Source organism: Chloroflexota bacterium (genome assembly GCA_020850535.1).
In the GTDB taxonomy this organism is placed as follows: domain Bacteria; phylum Chloroflexota; class UBA6077; order UBA6077; family JACCZL01; genus JADZEM01.
In genome coordinates, this window is the sequence record JADZEM010000004.1 from 33797 (window position 1) to 51463 (window position 17667).

General features: G+C 69.8%; 14 protein-coding genes. 7 read left to right on the forward strand and 7 right to left on the reverse strand.

The annotated features are described in order from the left end of the window. The first annotated feature begins 91 nt into the window (after nucleotides 1-91). From IT306_00400 to IT306_00415, 4 genes are all read left to right on the forward strand, one after another. Nucleotides 92-832, forward strand: a complete 741-nt coding sequence (locus tag IT306_00400; GenBank protein MCC7366847.1) for a glycosyltransferase family 2 protein — start codon at nucleotides 92-94, stop codon at nucleotides 830-832. Nucleotides 833-924: 92 nt separating this feature from the next. Continuing rightward, the gene (locus tag IT306_00405; protein ID MCC7366848.1) at nucleotides 925-4359 is read left to right on the forward strand and encodes a hypothetical protein; all 3435 of its coding nucleotides are present in this window, start codon (nucleotides 925-927) and stop codon (nucleotides 4357-4359) included. A gap of 219 nt (nucleotides 4360-4578) precedes the next feature. Next, nucleotides 4579-6585: a glycosyltransferase family 39 protein gene (locus IT306_00410; GenBank protein MCC7366849.1), complete on the forward strand. Its 2007-nt coding sequence runs from the start codon at nucleotides 4579-4581 to the stop codon at nucleotides 6583-6585. A gap of 55 nt (nucleotides 6586-6640) precedes the next feature. Further along, nucleotides 6641-8230 carry an SH3 domain-containing protein gene (locus IT306_00415; GenBank protein MCC7366850.1) on the forward strand — a complete coding sequence of 530 codons (1590 nt, stop codon included), beginning with the start codon at nucleotides 6641-6643 and terminating at the stop codon, nucleotides 8228-8230. Nucleotides 8231-8281: 51 nt separating this feature from the next. On the opposite strand, the gene IT306_00420 is transcribed toward IT306_00415, so the two are convergent. Genes IT306_00420 through rsmI form a run of 3 tightly spaced genes read right to left on the reverse strand, consistent with a single transcriptional unit; the run spans nucleotide 8282 to nucleotide 10813 of the window. Further along, nucleotides 8282-9241 (reverse strand): polyprenyl synthetase family protein, encoded by a 960-nt coding sequence (locus tag IT306_00420; protein ID MCC7366851.1) that lies wholly within the window; start codon nucleotides 9239-9241, stop codon nucleotides 8282-8284. Continuing rightward, a complete protein-coding gene (locus IT306_00425) occupies nucleotides 9238-10053 on the reverse strand; it encodes a TatD family hydrolase (protein ID MCC7366852.1) in 816 nt (271 codons plus the stop codon). Before IT306_00425 ends, IT306_00420 begins: the two co-directional genes overlap by 4 nt. 31 nt (nucleotides 10054-10084) lie before the next feature. Next, nucleotides 10085-10813: a 16S rRNA (cytidine(1402)-2'-O)-methyltransferase gene (rsmI, locus tag IT306_00430; GenBank protein ID MCC7366853.1), complete on the reverse strand. Its 729-nt coding sequence runs from the start codon at nucleotides 10811-10813 to the stop codon at nucleotides 10085-10087. A gap of 55 nt (nucleotides 10814-10868) precedes the next feature. Between rsmI and IT306_00435 the strand changes: the two genes are divergently transcribed. The 3 genes from IT306_00435 to IT306_00445 all read left to right on the forward strand — a co-directional run bounded on the left by IT306_00435 (nucleotide 10869) and on the right by IT306_00445 (nucleotide 12250). After that, the gene (locus tag IT306_00435) at nucleotides 10869-11108 is read left to right on the forward strand and encodes a hypothetical protein (GenBank protein MCC7366854.1); all 240 of its coding nucleotides are present in this window, start codon (nucleotides 10869-10871) and stop codon (nucleotides 11106-11108) included. A 47-nt stretch (nucleotides 11109-11155) separates the two neighbouring features. After that, entirely contained in the window at nucleotides 11156-11467 is a 312-nt protein-coding gene (locus IT306_00440) for a hypothetical protein (GenBank protein MCC7366855.1), read from the forward strand. Between the two features lie 111 nt (nucleotides 11468-11578). Further along, nucleotides 11579-12250: an iron-sulfur cluster assembly accessory protein gene (locus tag IT306_00445; protein MCC7366856.1), complete on the forward strand. Its 672-nt coding sequence runs from the start codon at nucleotides 11579-11581 to the stop codon at nucleotides 12248-12250. Between the two features lie 32 nt (nucleotides 12251-12282). Here IT306_00445 and IT306_00450 read toward each other — a convergent pair whose 3' ends face one another. The 4 genes from IT306_00450 to IT306_00465 all read right to left on the reverse strand — a co-directional run bounded on the left by IT306_00450 (nucleotide 12283) and on the right by IT306_00465 (nucleotide 17665). Continuing rightward, the gene (locus IT306_00450; protein MCC7366857.1) at nucleotides 12283-13656 is read right to left on the reverse strand and encodes an ATP-grasp domain-containing protein; all 1374 of its coding nucleotides are present in this window, start codon (nucleotides 13654-13656) and stop codon (nucleotides 12283-12285) included. Between the two features lie 85 nt (nucleotides 13657-13741). Next, nucleotides 13742-15172 carry a radical SAM protein gene (locus tag IT306_00455; GenBank protein ID MCC7366858.1) on the reverse strand — a complete coding sequence of 477 codons (1431 nt, stop codon included), beginning with the start codon at nucleotides 15170-15172 and terminating at the stop codon, nucleotides 13742-13744. Nucleotides 15173-15212: 40 nt separating this feature from the next. Further along, on the reverse strand, nucleotides 15213-15938 hold the full coding sequence (locus IT306_00460; GenBank protein ID MCC7366859.1) for a DUF169 domain-containing protein: 726 nt from the start codon (nucleotides 15936-15938) through the stop codon (nucleotides 15213-15215). Nucleotides 15939-16153: 215 nt separating this feature from the next. Continuing rightward, complete coding sequence (locus tag IT306_00465; protein MCC7366860.1) at nucleotides 16154-17665, reverse strand: glycosyltransferase; 1512 nt, start codon at nucleotides 17663-17665, stop codon at nucleotides 16154-16156. Nucleotides 17666-17667: the final 2 nt, after the last annotated feature.

Below are 17667 nucleotides of genomic sequence, written 5' to 3' on the forward strand. Positions count from 1 at the left end.
GCAATCCTTGACGACCAGTGTGAACGTCATTCGTTTCAGCTATGCGTCTCCGAACATCGGGGCCGGGCGCAGGTGCGGGGAGAGCTGCTCGATGATCCATGGCAAGCGAGTAGTGGTGGTGCTGCCAGCCTACAACGCAGCACTGACACTCGAAAGGACGGTCTCGGACCTGCCTGGGGACGTGGTCGACGAGATTCTGCTCGTGGACGACGCCAGCCGTGATGATACGGTGGAGGTGGCGCGGCGGCTCGGCCTGCGAACCGTCGTTCACCCGAAGAACCTGGGCTACGGCGGCAACCAGAAGACCTGCTACCGCGAGGCCCTGGCGCTCGGCGCAGACATCGTCGTGATGGTGCACCCGGACTACCAGTACGATCCGCGCCTCGTCACGCCGATGGCCTCGATGATCGCCGCCGACGTCTACGACGTGGTGCTGGGCAGCCGGATCATCGGGAACGGGGCGCTCCAGGGTGGCATGCCGGTCTACAAGTACGTCTCGAACCGCGTGCTGACGGCGGTCCAGAACCTGCTGATGGGCGAAAAGCTCTCGGAGTACCACACCGGCTACCGCGCATTCTCCCGCAGGGTGCTGGAGACGCTCCCGTTGCACCGGAGCTCCAACGATTTCCTCTTCGACAACCAGTTCCTGGCTCAGGTCTTCTGGTTCGGGTTCCGCGTCGGCGAGGTCTCGTGTCCCACGCGCTACCTGCCCGAGTCGTCGTCGATCAACTTCAAGCGGTCGTGCACGTATGGCCTCGGCGTGCTCAAGACGAGCCTCGACTACCGGCTGGCGAAGGCCGGCGTGAAGAAGTCCCGCATCTTCTCACAGTAGGCGCGGCCCCAGGCGGACGCTCCCGCACAATATAGGCCTCCAGCGGGCGTGATGCTGATAATCAACGTGCTGGAACGGGAGTACACCGCCGCGTGCCGATCTTCAGGCGACCATCCCTGCGTCTCGACGTATCGCGACGGCTGCTCCCTTTGCCGATTCTCGCGCTTGGCGCGAGCCTCGCCGGCCAACTGGCGCTCGATCAGCGCGCCTGGCTCGGTGGGGCGATCCTGCTGCTGTCGGCGGCCCTGCTCATCGGATCGGCGGCGCTCGGCCGTGACGACCAGCCAGACGACAGCGCGGACGAGGACGCGGAGGCCCGATTCAGCGAGGACGCGGAGGCCCACGCCGACAGGCATCCCGACCCCGGCACGCTGATCGGCGGCTGGCGCGGACTGCTCTCGCTGCTGGTGGTCGGAGTCGGCGCGGCGGCCTGTCGCCTGGTGCTGCTCGGTGCGCTGCCGCCCGGACTGGCGCCCGCCGAAGCGGTGGTCGGCCTGGATGCGGCGCACGTCCTCTCGAGCGGGTTCGACGGCGGAACCTGGGACGGCTGGCCGATCTTCCACTTGCTGACCGTCTGGTCGGTCGGCGCGCTCGGACACACGCCGGTGGCGGTCCGGCTGCCGGCGGCCCTTGGCGGCACGCTGATGGCGCTCGCGCTGTTCCTCCTGGGCCGACAACTGGGCGGCACCCTCCTGGGGGCGCTGGCCGGCATGCTGGCAGCGCTGCTGTTCTGGCCCGTCGAGCTGACACGGGCCGCCTTCGGGTATGTCGGCTGGGGCGTGGCAGCCCAGGCTCTCGGCGTCGCGCTGCTGATGCGCGCGGCCCAGCGAGGTCACGGTGGGCTGGCCGGCGCGGCCGGCGTGGCCATCGGGCTCGGAATACAGGTGTCGTGGTCCGGGCTGATGGCGCTCGTCGCGGCGCTGATCCTGGCCTGTCGCCCGCGCGCTGGCTCGACGCGCTGGCAGCCACCCCAGCCGCCCGTCCTCGCGCCGTTCCTGGTCTACGGGCTGATCGCGGCCGGTCCGGTCATCGCGGGGGTGTCGATCCCGGACCGTCACCTGGCCGTGGAGCGTGCGACCAACGCGAACCCGTCGGAGGCTGCCGCCCCGCTGCTGGAGCGGCTCCGCGCGACGGCGCTGATGTTCAACGTCAGCGGCGATCCGGACCCGGTCCACAACGCTCAGGGGCAGAAGCACCTCGACAGCGTCATGGCCGCGCTGCTGATCCTGGGGATCGCCGTGGCGGTGGCGCGCCCGGCCAGCCGTCGCGGGGGCATCCTGCTGCTCTGGCTGGCGGTGACGCTGGCGCTGGCCGCTCGGGCCTCGCGCGACAGCGGGCCAGACAGCCTTGCAGCGTTCCCGATGCTGGCGCCAGTTGCGCTGCTGGCAGCATCAGGGCTGGTGGCGGTGGCCGGCCAGTTGCCGGGGCGGATGTGGACGGCGCCGATGTGGCGGCTCGACCTGCTGGTAGTGCTGCTGGGCTTCAGCGTGGTGACCAACGGCTACACGACGTTCATCGCTCGCCGGACGGATCAGGCCGCCTGGACCGGCTACGCATCCGCCGAGGCGCTCACAGCCGAGCAGATCAATCGGCTGCTGCCAACCCACGCGATCTACCTTGCCGATGTCTGGCTCGACCACCCAACGATCCGCTTCCTCGCGCCTGGCCTGGGCGAGCCGCGCCCCCTTGACGCAGCCGTTGGCGTCCCGCTGCGCCGCGACGAGACGTTCGCCTACTTCGCGCCTGGGCGGCAGGAGGTGGTTGCCGAAGATCTCGAACGGGTCTACGAAGATGGGGAGATCGACCGCTACCGCTCGCCGCTCGACGACACGCAGGTGGTGCTGCGGACCTTCCGCGCGCCGTCGAAGGTTGTGGCGTCGGCCCGTGGCGTCACGCTGCGCGTCACCTCGCAGGACCGCTCGCGCACCAGCCGTCAGACGCTCGGCGACCTTCGCCTGAGCTGGCCGATCCCCGGCGAGAGCGCGCAGGGGGCCGCCATCGAGCTGTTCGCCGCGTTGGCCATCGACACGCCGGGGTGGTACCGCTTCATGCTGGACGGCCCGCCCGGCTCGACCGTCGAGATCAACGGCGTCTCAGTCGGACGGGCCGGCGAGGAGCTGACAACCGAGCTGCCGGCCGGCAACCAGCGACTTCGCGTGCTGGCAGCGCCGAGCGGTCCGGCCCAGATTCAGCTTCGCTGGCAGCCGCCGGGCACATCCGAACTGACGGCCATCCCAGGCGCGCGGCTCAGCCGCGAGCAGCGCACGGCGACCGGCCTGCTGGCCGTCTATCGTAGCGGCACGGACCCTGAAGCAAAGCCGGACGTTCTGCGGTTCGAACGGTACGTTCAGCGCGAGGCGACGCTTCCACCCCTGGCCGGCCCGTACGTCCTGGACCTGATCGGCGTGGTGGACGCGCCGAAGGCCGGCACCTACCGCTTCCGTGTCCAGGGCAGCGGAAACGTCGGGCTGTGGCTGGACGACCTGCCGGTGCCGCTCGGCCAGTCGCCCGGCGACGAGCCGGCCAGCGTCGTGCTGCCGGACGGCGACCACTCGATTCGGGTGCGCCTCACCAATCCCGGATCGGACACGACCTTGAACCTGCTCTGGGCGCCGCCCGGCGAGGACTGGGGCGCGATCCCGACCTCGCGGTTCACGCCGGTCTCGAATCCGACCGAGGCGGCGATCCACCCCGCCATCCCGCCAGACCCGGCTATCCGCGCGCTCGGGGCGACGCGCGTCGCGTCGTTGGTGTCGCTGGAGAGCGAGCCGCGCGCCGTGGCCGTTGGGCCGGACGGCGCCGTCTACGTGACGAACGCGTCCACCAGAGACACGCTGCGGATCGACTCGCCGAGCAGCGTCCCGACGCCGATCCCCAACGCCGAGGCTGGCGTGCCGGCCGACGTCGAGGTCGGGCCAGACGGGGTCGTCTGGGTGCTCGACGCACTGGATGGACAGCTACGGCGCATCGAGCCAGCCACGGGCGAGGTCCGCACGGTCGGCAGCCGTGACCTCGGGCTGTACCGGCCCCGCGGCTTCGGGCTCGCGCCGGACGGCACGCTGCTGGTGGCGGACACCGGCGGGAGCCGGCTGGTGCACCTGGCTCCGGACGGCAGCATGCTCGGGAAGATCGGACCGGCCGTTGGCGGGCCGGTCGAGCTGCGCCAGCCGACCGACGTGGTCGTCGCGCCGAACGGCGACATCTACGCGGTCAACGGCGAGGGCGGCAGCGTGCTGCACCTCTCCCCGACCGGCGCGTACCTGCACCACTGGGCCGTGCTGCCAGCCGACACCGAGCGCGGCCCCCACATGGCCATCGCGCCAGACGGCGCGGTCTGGATCAGCGAGCCCGACGGCCGTCGAATCAGCCGATTCACGCCTGCGGGCGTGCCGGCCGGGGTTGTCGATCAGACCCGCGAGGGGCGGCTGTTGCGCGCGCCGGTCGGCATCGCCATCGGCCCCAACGGCCTGCTCTACGTGACGGATGTGTCGCTGCGGGCGGTGCTGGCCCTGCGCTTCGGCCCGTAGCGCAGTGACAGCGCAGTCGGTGCCTCGTGGCCTGTCCCCGCCCGTTGATTCGTTAGTTGATTCGTTAGGCGGGCAGAAGACAGACCCTGGCACGGCGAACGTCAAAGCGCTGGAGATCGGCGCTTACGGACCTGTCACAGGTAGCATCCGAGCAAGGCCACCCTCATTGCCACACGGGTACAACCCTTCGTAGCCCGTTCACCCACGCTGGAGCCACCGGTGCGTTTCCGCCTGCTGTTCCTCGGTCTGGCCGCCTGCACGGCGTTCGCCGCGCTGCTGACCGCGCAGGCCGGACTGCTGCTCGCCGCTGTGGGCCTGGCGGGGCTGGGCTTCGCGGGCCTGGACGATTCCGGCGACTCGGCAGCCTGGCTCGAACGCTGGTGGCGACGCTGGCTCACGGTCGATCCGCAGGGCATCTCGGCACTGCTGGTCGTCGGGTCGGTCTGCTTCACGGGAGTCGCAGTCGTGCTCTCGCGGACGACGCGCTTCAGCGTGCTCCCCTGGCTGCTCGCCCTCGGCCTGCTGTTGGCGGCCGCCACGCGGCTGGACGGCATCCGGCGGACCCACCTCCGTCACATCTGCACAGCGCCGCGGCGTCGGAGCATGCGCCTGGAGCTGGCGACCGTCGCTGCCATCTCGCTGGTGGCGCTCGTCCTGCGCGCCTACCAGCTCGAAGCGTACCCGCCCGCCTTCCACGGCGACGAGGGCGAGCTGGCGCTGATCGCTCGTGAGATCCTGAAGGGACAGCGGTTCTCCCTGTTCGGCACCTCCAGCTTCTCGTCGATCCCGTTCATGTTCAGCTATCTCCAGGCCGCCTCGATGCTGGTCTTCGGGCAGGGCATCGTCGGGGCGCGGATGGTCTCGGTGCTGTTCGGCGTGGCCTGCGTCCCGGCCGTCTACGTGCTGGCGCGCATCGCCTGGGGACCGCTCGCGGCGGCCGTGGCGGCATGGCTGCTGGCCGTGTCGCATCTGCACATCCAGTACAGCCGGATGGCGATCAGCAACGTCGAAGCGACGTTGACGATGATCCTGATGATGCTGCTGCTGGCGTTCGCCTACGAGCATGGGAGACGGGCGAATCGGGGCGACGATAGCGCGTCGTCGTCGTCCGATCCGCTGGTCGGCAGGCCCGGCGTCTGGACGGCCCTGGTGCTGGCCGGCATGGCGATCGGCTTCGCGCAGTATCTGTACTACGCGGCCAGGGTGATGCCCATCGTGGCCGCCCCGCTCCTGATCGTGCTGTGGCGGCGGCGCTGCGTCTCATTGGTGCAGATCGGCGGGCTGGCGCTCGGCGGGCTGGCCGTGTTCGCACCGCTCGGGCTGCACTACGTCACCTACCCGGACACATTCTTCGCGCGCGTCCAGATGGTCAGCATCTTCCAGGCATCGTTCGTCCAGCAGATCGTCGGCCCGAGCGCGACGTTGCCCTCGGCGCTGCCGGCCCTGCTCACGGAGCAGCTGCGGCGCGTCCTGAGCATGTTCATCCTGGCGGGAGACGGTGGCGGGTTCTACTTCTACAACATCCCTAGCTTCGACACGCTCACCGTCGTGCTGCTCTGGCTTGGGATGGGCGCGACGATTGCCCAGTGGCGTCGTTTCCACGAGCTGACGCTGCTGCTCTGGTTCTGGCTCGGCGTTCTGTTCGGCGGCGTGCTGACCATCGATGCGCCGTCCGGGCAGCGGCTGCTGATCATGACGCCGACGGTGTTCCTGCTCGGCGCGATGCTGGTGGCAAGAGTCGCGCGGATGGTTGGCGGCACGCGGTTCGGAGCGACGCGCTGGCTGCTCGCGCCGGTCGGCACGAGCGCAGCGCTCCTGCTGCTGGCGATGAACGTCGGGATCTACTTCTTCCAGTACGCGCCGCGCGTCCTCGGGCGCGAGGCCACGGCTATCGGCCAGGAATTGGCGCAGGAGCCATCTCGCTACCACGCCTTCATGCTGACTGGTCCGGTCCTCTACGAGAATCACGGGACGATTCGGTTTCTGGCGCGAGACGTGCCGATCATCCACCTGAACAACCGATCCGAGTTCCGGCCGCCCACGGATGGCAAGGGCGTCGTCGTGGTGGCGCTGGAGCACCGCATCGAGGATCTGCGTGCCATCGAGGCCCAGATCCCGGGCGGGACGGAGACGCGGAACGTTGACCCGTCCGGTCGTCTGATCTACATTGCCTATCGGACGCCGCCGACCGGACAGACGCCAGCCCGACCACCTCAGGGCCGGTAGCTGCCGGACGGTCGCCGTCGTGACCGAGACGCACCCTGGCTGCGAGGGTCTGTGAGTGATGCGTCCTGACGGCGCACCTGGCGAATCTGGAGCCGAGGCGGAGGCCTGGCTGCGCCAACTGCGCGACGGCGCGCCGCCGCAAAAGGCCGAGGCGCGCTGGCAGCTCGCGGCGATCTTCGCGCGGCGCGGCCTGACCGAGCAGGCCGTCGAACTGCTGGTGACGAACGCCCAGGCTGGCTATCGCAGCCCCAAGCTGTTCGAGACGCTGGCCCGCCACTATCGCACACTGGGGAACGAGTACCTCGCGGCCTCGGCGTCGCTGGAAGCTGCGCGTCTGCGGGAGCGTGGCGGACAGCCGGCCGGGCAGGCCAGTGGTGGCAGAGCTGGGGCCGGAGGCGCGGCCGGAGACGGGGATCAGGCCCGTGCGGGGCCGGGCAGCGGCTCCGGCCACGAGGCGTACGCACGACAGGGGCGGCAGCCATCGGGCGGGACGGGACGCCGCGCGGACACACCGGCGAGCGGGATCGCCGGCGGCGAACTACCTGGAAACGGTCTGTCCTGGGAGCGTCCGCTCCGCGTCGCCGGCTGGGTCGCCTGCGTCGGGCTGTTCCTGGCCGCGATGGCCGTCGGGCAGCGCAGTCCAGCGAGCGCGGTGGTCTACATGCTGGCTGCCGCCGCGCTCGGCCTGCTGCTAGCGGGCGCGCCGGGACTACGCCGGCTGCTGCACGTGCCGTCCGGCGCGCTCGGCAACGGCCTACTCTTGTTCGTCGGGGCGCTGCTCTTTCTGACGGGCGGCGCGCTGCTCCCGCGCGAGTCCACGCCGTTTGTCTCGCCGTCCGCGCCGGCGTCTGGCCCGACACCGCGCATCCCGCCAACACCGACCGATCCGCCGCTGGTCCCGACCGCCCGCCCGAGCATCGCGCCGACGGCCGGGCCGGCCGCGTCGCCATCGCCGGCTGCGCAGGCGGCGCCGGCCGGCAGCGACCGGAGCGCCGCCAGTGGGGCGCCGGCCGCGTTGGCGACATCTGGGCCCCAGGAAGTCGTTGTACCGGCCTCGCCGCCGCCTGCGCCACCTGCGCCGGCAGCGGTGGCAGCCGTCGATCGTGGGGAGGCAACGCACGATCTCGCCGCTGGCGCGCACGTGCAGGTGGTTGGGGCCGGGTCGGAAGGCGTCCGCCTGCGGCCGGAGCCGGGCAGCGAGACGGTGATCCGGGTGCTGGCCGACGGCATGCATCTCGAAGCGCTGGGCGAGCGTCACCAGGATGGCGGCCGGCTCTGGCAGCAGGTCCGCCTGCCGAACGGCGACGAAGGATGGATCGCCGCCAACTTCCTGATGGTGGTAACCGCCACGCCACGAGTGGCGTCGGCCCCCGCGCCGGCACCGACGCGCGCGGCCACGCCGACGGTCACGGTCCTCGCCCGCGCGCCGACGACGGCCGCCGCGCCCCGCTCACAGGCTCCACGCGGTGCGCCGCTCGGCATGGACTGCCCGGCTGGCCTCCCGATCAAGGGCAACCACAGCTCGTCGGGCGAGTGGATCTACCATCGGCCGGGCGGCCAGTTCTACCGCCAGACCCGGCCCGAGCAGTGTTTCGCTACCGAGGCGGACGCCCGGGCCGCCGGCTACCGCGCCAGCTTGCGGTAGCGACGGCGATCCTCACGGGCCGCGGCTCACCAGGGGACCGTGCACGACGGCCTACACGCGCCGCTCCACCACGTAGTGCGTCAGCGCTTCGAGCGAGTCGCGGGCCGGGCAGGCCGGCACGTCGAGCAGCGCCACGCGGGCCTCGGCCAGCAACTGGTCGGCCTCGGCCTGCGCTGCCAGGACGGCCGGCGAGGTGCGGATGGCCTGCACGACGACATCGGTGTCGTCGGCATTGAAAAGGGCGCGGAACTCGGCGTCTGGAAGCTGCTCGCGCAGGCAGATGACGGGCAACGTGATCGTGCCCTGGCGCAGGTCGCCGCCAACCGGCTTCCCAAGCTGGGCCTCGTCGCCGGTGAAGTCGAGGATGTCGTCCACGACCTGGAACGCCAGCCCGAGACGGTCGCCGTACCGCCGCATCGCCAGGATCTGCGGCTCGGCGAGTCCGGCGAGGATCGCGCTGCCCTCGCACGCCAGCACGAACAGCGAGGCTGTCTTGCCCCAGATCGTCTGGTAGTACCCCTCGCGGGTGAGCTTGAGGTGCGGCGAGCTGCCGCGCGAGGCCTCTTCGATCTGCCCCTGGCACATGCTGGCGAGCGTCTGGGCGAACAGGCCGATCACCCGAACGTCGCCGGTCGCGACGCAGCGCGTAGCCGACTGAGCGAAGAGATAGTCGCCGACGAGAACGGCCAGCGCGTTGCCGACCCGCGTGAACAGCGTCTGCGCGCCGCGCCGCCGGTCAGACTCGTCCACCACGTCGTCGTGCACGAGGCTCGCGCCGTGCAGCAGCTCGACGCCGGTCGCCATGTGCAGCAGCCGTTCGGCGTCGTAGGTGCCGAGGTGGCCGGTCAACAGCGCCAGCGCGGGACGAAGTCGCTTGCCGCTTCCGGGCAGAACCATCGAGAGCATCGGGCCAAGCAGCGGATGGTCAGGCTGGGCGGTCTCGGCCAGCGCGCGCTCGACCGCCGCCAGACCGTCCTGTACCAGGGCGAACGACGAGACCGTGCTGATCACACCACTCCTCTTTCACTGGTGACGGTATCGGGAACTAGTGTCGCTAACAGGGGAAAGAGTCGCACAGCGTTTCGGGTGCTGGCATCCTCGAACGTCTCGACCGGCACACCGTGCAGGCCGGCCAGCCGCGAGGCCGTCAGCCGGATGTGGGCCGGCTCGTTCCGCTGCCCACGATGGGGATGCGGTGGCAGGTATGGGCAGTCCGTCTCGACAACGATGCGGTCGAGCGGCACACGGGCGGCTCGAGCAGGTGCGTCGCCGGCGTTCTTGTACGTAATCGGACCGGCAATCGAGACGGTGAAGCCGGCATCCAGGCCAGCCACCAGCATCGCGTCGTCGCCGGAGAAGCAGTGCAGGACGCCGCGACCGCCCGTCGCCTGCGCCCACTCGGCGATGATCGGAGCAACGTCGTCGTCGGCGTCGCGGTTGTGAACGATCACCGGCAGGTCAAGCTCGGCGGCGAGGTCGAGGTGCCGACGAAACCACTCCTGCTGGATCGCGGGCGCGGTCCGCTTGCGGAAGTTGTCGAGGCCGGTCTCGCCAATGCCGACCACGCGCGGATGTCGTGCCAGCTTCGCCAGTCGCTCGAAGGCGCCCGGCGCCGCCGCGCCGGAAGCGTTGGGGTGCACCCCGACGGCCGCCACCAGCTGAGGATACTGCTCGGCCAGCTCGACGGCGGCGAAGCTCGACGGTTCGTCGTAGCCCACGCAGACCAATGCCACCACTCCAGCCTTCGCCGCTCGTTCGAGCACGGCGGGCAGATCGTTTGCGAAGGCTGTATCCATCAGGTGGGCGTGCGTATCGATCAGCATACGATTCTGGAGAATGATACCATCCGCGCCGTCAGGTTCGCTGATGCACATCGTCACCCATCGGCGCATCTTCTGCACGCCGCCGGCGGGTCTCTCGCGGCCCGATCACGAGGGTAATCTCGCCACGCGGGGCCTGCCGGGCGAACCGCGCCGCGACCTCAGCGGCCGTCCCCCGCGCGAACTCTTCGAACTTCTTGGTCAGCTCCCGGCCAACGGCGATCTGCCGCTCCGGTCCCAGAACGGCCACCACGTCGCCGAGCGCCGCCGCCAGCCGGTGCGGCGACTCGAACACGACGTGCGAGTGCTCGGCATCCGCCAGAGCCTGGAGGAAGCGCCGCCGTTCGCCGGACTTGCGCGGCAGAAACCCGTGAAAGGTGAACGCGTGCATCGGCAGGCCCGACCCGACCAGCGCCGAGAGGATCGCGGAGGGGCCGGGGATCGGCACGACCGTCACACCTGCATCGATAGCCGCCCGAATCAGCGGGTAGCCCGGATCGCTGAGGCCCGGCATACCGGCATCGGAGACGAGCGCCACGTCGTCTGATGCCAGGCGGTCCACCAGCCGACGGACCCGCTCCGTGCCGCTGAACTCGTGGAAGCTGACCAGCGGCGTCGCGATCTCGTGCGCCCGCAACAGCGTACGGGTGACGCGCGTGTCCTCGGCAGCGATCAGGCTGACCTCGCGCAGGATGCGAATCGCCCGCAGGGTGATGTCCTCAAGGTTGCCGATGGGGGTTCCGACCACATAGAGCGTGCCCATGCGGGGATTATGGCGTCCGGCGGCGGGCGGAATCCGGTACGATCTGCCTGTGTTCATGTACGATCCGGCGCTGCAGCCCGTCGTGCTGGCCAAGCTCGCGAAGTGGGACCGCCTGACCGAGAGCGATCTCAACGCGATGCTGCCGCCAGAGGATCGCCTGCGCCTCCGCCTCGATCTGCTCGCAGACATGGCCCACCAGGGGCTGATTACGATGCGCGTGGTGGGTGACGAGCCGGTCTTCGCGATCACCGACGCCGGCCGCGAATGGCTCGGACGCCAGGGTGAATCGCGATAGGATCGCGCCTGCGCCAGCGCACCGCCTTGCGGATCCCGGAGTGACCGATGTCCGACGTTCCCGCTGATCAGACGCCGCAGGCCGGGGCGGCCCCGGCCGATGCCCAGGCCGTGGTCGACGGGTTGATCCGCGACCTGCTGGCCGGCCTCAGGCCGGACCAGGCAGCCTACCTGGCGTCCGTCCTGACCGCACGCTCGGCGGCTGAGCTGCACAAGCTGGCCAGGGCGCAGGCGACTGCGAGCAAGGGTGAAGCCGACTGGGGCGCCTGGGCGGCGCTGCAGAACGGCGCGCGGCGGCTGGTGCTGGACGCCGCGCCGGCCCGCGAGGCCGCCGCCCGGCTGGCCGGCCGGCCGCGCTAAGCTGGCCCAGCTCGCCGCACGTTTGCGCGACGATCGGGCCAGACTGTCGCTCTGCCCGATACAATGTGACACGGCGAGCGCGCAGTGCCCGCGTCTTGGAGCAAGAACATCATGAGCGACACCGAGCAGACCTTGGGCGCGGGGAAGATCGTCATCGTCACCGACGCGGCGCGTGAGAAGATCCGCGAGATCATGGAGATGCAGAACATCTCCGGTCGCGGCGCGATCCGTGTCGGCATCAACGGGCGCGGTCCGGCCGGGTTCGCCTACTCGATGGCCCTCGAAGAGGACGCCGTTCCCGAGCCGGGCGAGGCGGTGCAGGACGAAGGCGACTTCAAGGTGCTGGTGGACGGTCCGAGCATCGCCAAGCTCACGGGCGCGAGTATCGACTTTGTCGGGCAGCTCGTCGGCGGCGGCTTCAAAATCGACAACCCGAACTCCGTCTGGGACGATCCGCTGGCCGCCGAGATCCAGGCGATCCTCGACTCGCAGATCAATCCTGGCGTGGCGAGCCACGGCGGCTTCGTCGAACTGCTGGACGTGCAGGAAAACCGCGTGTTCGTGAAGATGGGCGGTGGCTGTCAAGGCTGTGGCATGGCCAGTGTGACCCTCAAGCAGGGCGTCGAGGTCATGCTGCGCGAGAAGTTCCCGCAAATCGTCGAGGTGGTGGACTCAACAGACCACGCCGGCGGGTCGAACCCGTACTACCAGCCAGCCAAGGGTGCCGGCGGGCACGGCGGCCACGGCGCGCAGAGTCCGTTCCACGCGCCCGCGAAGGGCTGAGAGCAGCCACGATCCATTCGCCGCTCTGCGCCTTACGCCTTCCGCCCGCGTTTCGGCGGCGCGGACGGCGCCAGCGGCAGCAGGATCGAACGCGGAGACGCCGTCAGGCATGGCGCGTCGTCGTCGGCCTCGTCTGGCCCCACGATCTGGAACGTCAGCCGCCGGTGCGCCTCCCGCAGGGCGGCCTCGACGGCGGCAGGGGTCTCGCCGCTGGCAAACAGGAAGCCGAGGTAGCGGTCGCCCTCCGGCAGCGGGACGACCGGCTGGCCGACTGGTATCGTGATCTCCAGATTGTCGATGCCCGGCGTCGCCAGCGCCTCCTCCTGACCGGCGACGCGCCGCAGGATGCCCCCGCGCGGGATCGGCAGCATCATCGCGCCGGAGGCCCGCGCCTCGCGCTCATAGGTCGGGATCTCCAGTCCGGCCGCGTGGCGCAGCGTCAGCTCTTCCAGCGACATATCCACGCCGAAGCGCAGCGCCTGCCCACAGAGGCCGCCAATCGAGCGGGCCGCCACTTCGAGGATCACCGGTCCGTCTGGGCCCAGCCGCAGCTCGGCGTGAATCGGTCCGTGGCGCAGCCCAAACGCCGCCGACGCCCGCTCGACCGTCTCGACAATCGCCCGCTGGGCAGCGTCGTCGTGGCGCGAGGGGGTGACGTAGATCGTCTCTTCGAAGAACGGGCCGTCAAGTGGATCAGGCTTGTCGAAGAGGGCCAGGACGTGGAGCGTGCCACGGTCCAGCAGCCCTTCAAGGGCGACCTCCGCGCCGGGCACGAACGCTTCGACCATGATCTGTCGCTGCGCCGCCCCGTCCGCGTCGAGCATCGCCCTGATCCGCGCGAAGGCGACGCCGAACTCCGCCGGGTCGTTGGCGCGGATGACGCCTCGACTGGCTGACTGCGAGACCGGCTTCAGCACGCACGGATACGGCGCGCGCTTCGCCTCACGAACGGGATCGGCGTCCACGGTGGTGCGCCTGAAGGCGGGCGTCGGCAGGTCGGCGCGCTGCAAGGCGCGGCGAGCGAGGTACTTGTCGCGGGTGATGCGGGCGGCGTCCACGGAGTTCGAGGCCAGCCCGAGGCGCGTCGCCGTCTGCGCCGCGACGACCGTCGTGGCGTCGTCCACGTTGACGATGCCGTCAAACGGGCGCTCCTCGGCCACGTCCGCCAGCCGTGCCGCCGCGCGTACGGGGCGCGTGAGATCCAGGCCGATCTGCGCCGCTCGCGCGCCGGCCGACCGTCGCGAGAGCGGCCCCCGCTCATCCGACCCGACGACGACCTCCACTCCGAGGCGGCGGGCCGCCGTCAAGAACGCCTTCGCGCGGTAGGTCTTCGCGGCCATCAGCAGCAGCACCCGGCGCGGCGCTTCGGTCAGGAGACTGCGCTGCCGACGCTCCACACCCGCCATCGGTCGCTCAAGCCGGGACACCATCGGACTACACCACCCGTTCCGTCGGGGCCGTCGGACCGAACTGGTCCGTCGTCGGCTCCGCTCAACAGAACCATGTTTCGGTGAGGCGTGGCACGAACGCCGCCCTCACAAGTGTGCCAGGATCGTCCTCGACGCCGCGCGATGACCCCCCACCACTGAGCCGCTGCGCCAGCCGCTCGATCTGGACGAACGTCTGCGCCGGCGGGTCGCCGGCGCACCCGGCCGCTTCGACCGCCGCCGCGACCTCTTCCTGGAGGCTGTCCATGCGCGGGTCTGGATGCGCCCAGCGGTACGAGAACGTCTCGGCGTCGAACGGGCCAACATGGGGCGCGAGGGCCGCCGTCCCCAGCAGGCTCGATCCGCGTGGCACCAGCATACGGATGGCGAACTGAACCGGATCGATGTTCCCGATCAGCCGCTGGCGGCGCACCCACGCCAGCAGCGCCAGGTACCCGTCCAGGCTGAGCCAGGGTGTGAACGGCATGAAGGTCGGGCGGATGGGCAGGCCGGCCGCGCGGGTGAGTATCAGGGCCGTTTCGACGTCTGCCGCCGTGTGCCCCTTGTCCAGGTATCGCAGCACGCGGTCGTCTACCGCCTCCACGGCTGAGACGACGAACAGGCAGCCGGTGCGCGCCAGCGTCTCCAGGTGTTGTCGATGCTCCAGCAGGTGCTCGACCTTGATCGTGGCGTCGTAGGTCAGCGACGGGAATGCCGCGTGCAGCTCCTCGACGATCCGCAGCGAGTGTTTGATGCCGTTGAAGAAGTCTGGATCGCCGAAGGTGATGTGCTCGGCGCCCAGACGGACCAGCTGGGCCACGTCTTCCAGCACGACGTCCTGCTGCACCACGCGCAGCCGTCCACCGTAGACGGGTGCGATCGGGCAGTGCAGGCAGCGATGGGCGCAGCCTCGGCTGGCCTCGACGTAGCCGGTCAGCTTTCGGCGGTCGCCCAGGTCGACCTGCGCATAGCCTTCGAGGGGCGGGAGCCGATCGCGGCGCGGCAGCGAGAACTGCTGCCGCCCCAGGGCCACGCCGCCATCATGGTGGGCCGTGCGAACGCCGAGAATCGGCTCGACTCGGGATGCGTGCCGCGCACCACCGTCCGGATCACGAGCAGCCAGCGCGGCGACGGCCAGGGCGTCTGCCAGCGCGACCAGCGGCCCCTCGAACTCGCCGCCGATGGCGCTGTCGCCGTGGTCCGGCACGAGCACGTCGGCATGCAGTGACGCGTACAGCCCGTAGAACGTCAGGTGGGCCTGCGGGTTGAGCGCCCGCACGCGCGCCGCAAGCCGCACGCCGAGCCGGGTAGCGGTGTGCATCGGCGTCGAGACGCCTATCAGCCCGGCCCAGTGCACGGCGTCCTCGTCCAGGGGCTGCACGGCGAGATCGAGGCAGCGAACCTCGTGGCCGGCCGCCAGCAGGTCAGCCGCCGGCCGTGCCAGCCCGAGCGGCTGGTGGCCGAGCTCGTAGGTTGACAGCAGGAGAACGCGCATCGCCTGCTCCGGTGTCCCACGCACCATCGCGCAGCTAGCGTCAGCGGGCCGGCTGTGCCGCTGCATAGGCAGACTTCCGCCCCTGGTGGAAGGCCGCAAGGTCGCGGTTCGCCTTGGCCAGCCCGCCGATCTTCGCGGCGACGCCGTCGAGCGCCGCCCCGGGAATGACGACGATGGCGCGGTCGTCGGGCACTTCCACGTAGGTCCGCGCGCCGATGCACCCCAGACTGAGCGTCACGTCGCCCTCGTTGGCCGACCACGCGACCGCCGCGCAGGCCGGCCGTCCCAGCGTCGGCAGGCCCGGCCGCTCGCGCAGGGTCACGGCGTCGCTCGCCTCGGCCAGCACCATGCCTTGTGTGGGCGTGACGATGGCCAGCGCCACGTCGGGCTCGACCGGGAACGACGCCAGCGGTCCGTACAGAATGCCCTGATGCGCCGCCCCGACCATCGGCAGGTGCGCCGTCTCGGCGCTGTCCAGGTAGCCCATCTCGACCATCATGCCAACCAGCTCCATGGCGGCCGGCTGACGCTCGGCGGGCATCTCGAATCCCATCGTCATCGTCCCGACGCCGCACTCAAGGTGGCGGTCAGCGGCGGCGTAGAACAGCGACTGCTCGGCGAGCCGCCAGAATGTGCATGCCGAAGGCTCGACGGCCGTGCTCACCGTGACGCCTGGGGGTGGTTCATCCACGAAAGCCAACGCCACTGGCGTTCGATCCAGGTGAAGCTCGTCGGTCAGCACGCGCGCACGGGACGAGTTGTCCATCCGCATCCTCTCCAACCCGCGCCATCCGACGCTCGCGCGGCTACACGCGCTGACCGATCGTTGGCGCCCACTCCATTGAGTGTACCGCTCGACGCCTGCATGAGACTCAGGATCGACTGGCACCGCCAGGGCGACTACATTGATCGTCGGCGTCCCCAGAACATGGTAGGGCGCGCAGAGAGAGGAGTCAGCCCGGATGCCAACTGTCAACGACATTACTCATCTGCAGAGGCATGCGCGAACTCTGACGTGGGCGCCTTCAAGATACCGTCGAGGAGGCGGCGTACCGTGAAGCATGCTGCAACGATGGCAATGACCCCGCCACACCACCGTAGCATCGGGGTCGCCATCGCCGCCCCGTACCAACGAAGGTAGGCTGGAAGCCAGCCGGCCAGGTCGAAGTTGCTCTCGCCGGCGCTCCGATCTTTCCAGCTGCTGGGCACTTCGTCCACCCTGTAGCCGAGACGATGCGCCTTGGTCGTCAACTCAAGAGCGACCTCGAACCCGCGGTCGCTCTCGATGGGCACGGCCTGCACGAAGCGGCGACTGTAGGCACGAAAATTGGTCGTCGCATCGTGGGTGGGGAGACCGGTGGCATAGTGCAGGCTCAGCCCGGTCGCACGGGACATCATGCGCTTGATTCGGGGCCCACCGATCTGCGAGCCTCCCCGCATGTAGCGCGACCCGCTGACGACATCTGCACCGTGCTCGCGAACCTTCTCCACCATCGCCTGGATCACTGACGGCGGGTCCGAGAGATCTGCCATCGACGTGACGATCACATCGCCGCGCGCCGCCGCGAAACCGGCGACCATCGCATTGGCGACACCCTTTCCGAGCTTGTTCCTGATCAGTCGGATCGTGGGCGGTCGATCCGGCATCGCATCCAGCGCCGCGAGGGTACTGTCCTCGTCGTAGTCGTAGCACACGAGCAGTTCATGCGGGATTCCCTGCAATGCACTCGAGAGGCCCCGCACGCATGGTTGGATGTTCTCACGCTCGTTGTAGACAGGCAGCACCACACTGACGAGATCGTCGGCGGTTCCCTCCCCACCCACCGCGGGCTTTCGAGCCTTAATCAGGAACTGCTTGCCGAGGATGCGCCAGGCTAACGGGACTCGCAGATAGAGCCGTACGAGTGCCGGCGTCTTCGGCAGAGCTGAGCGCGCCGTGAAAGGCAAGAAGCGCTCGCGGACATCGACGACCTCGAATCGGCTGACCTCCAGGAGCTCGCAGAGCGATTGGTCGCTGATGGGGATCCGGTGGTCCCAGAAGCTCCAGTAGTCGCCGGCCACAAACCGTATGTTCGGCCCGAGGGCGATGAAGTGGCCGCCCGGCTTGAGGACGCGCCGCGCTTCGATGATGGTTCGCTCGACCGTCGCCCGGTCCGGCAAGTGTTCGAGGAGATTGCTGGTGAAGACGACGTCCACCGTATGATCTGAGAGGAAACTGAGGTCGTCCACGACGCCGTGATGGAACTCGATGTCCGCATCCAGCATGCTAGCGCTGTCTGGATTGAGGTCCACACCGATGCGACGAGCGCACCGAACGTGATTCAGGAACTCGCCGTAGCCACACCCCAGGTCGAGCACGGTATCGCTGCGCTTGATCGACGCCTGGAAGAAGTCGCGCACGAGCACGCGCCAGATCTCAGCACGTGCGTTACGGTGCTCCCCAAAGCGGTTTCGGTAGATCTGCTGGAGATCGTTCACGGCAGTCCCGGTCATAT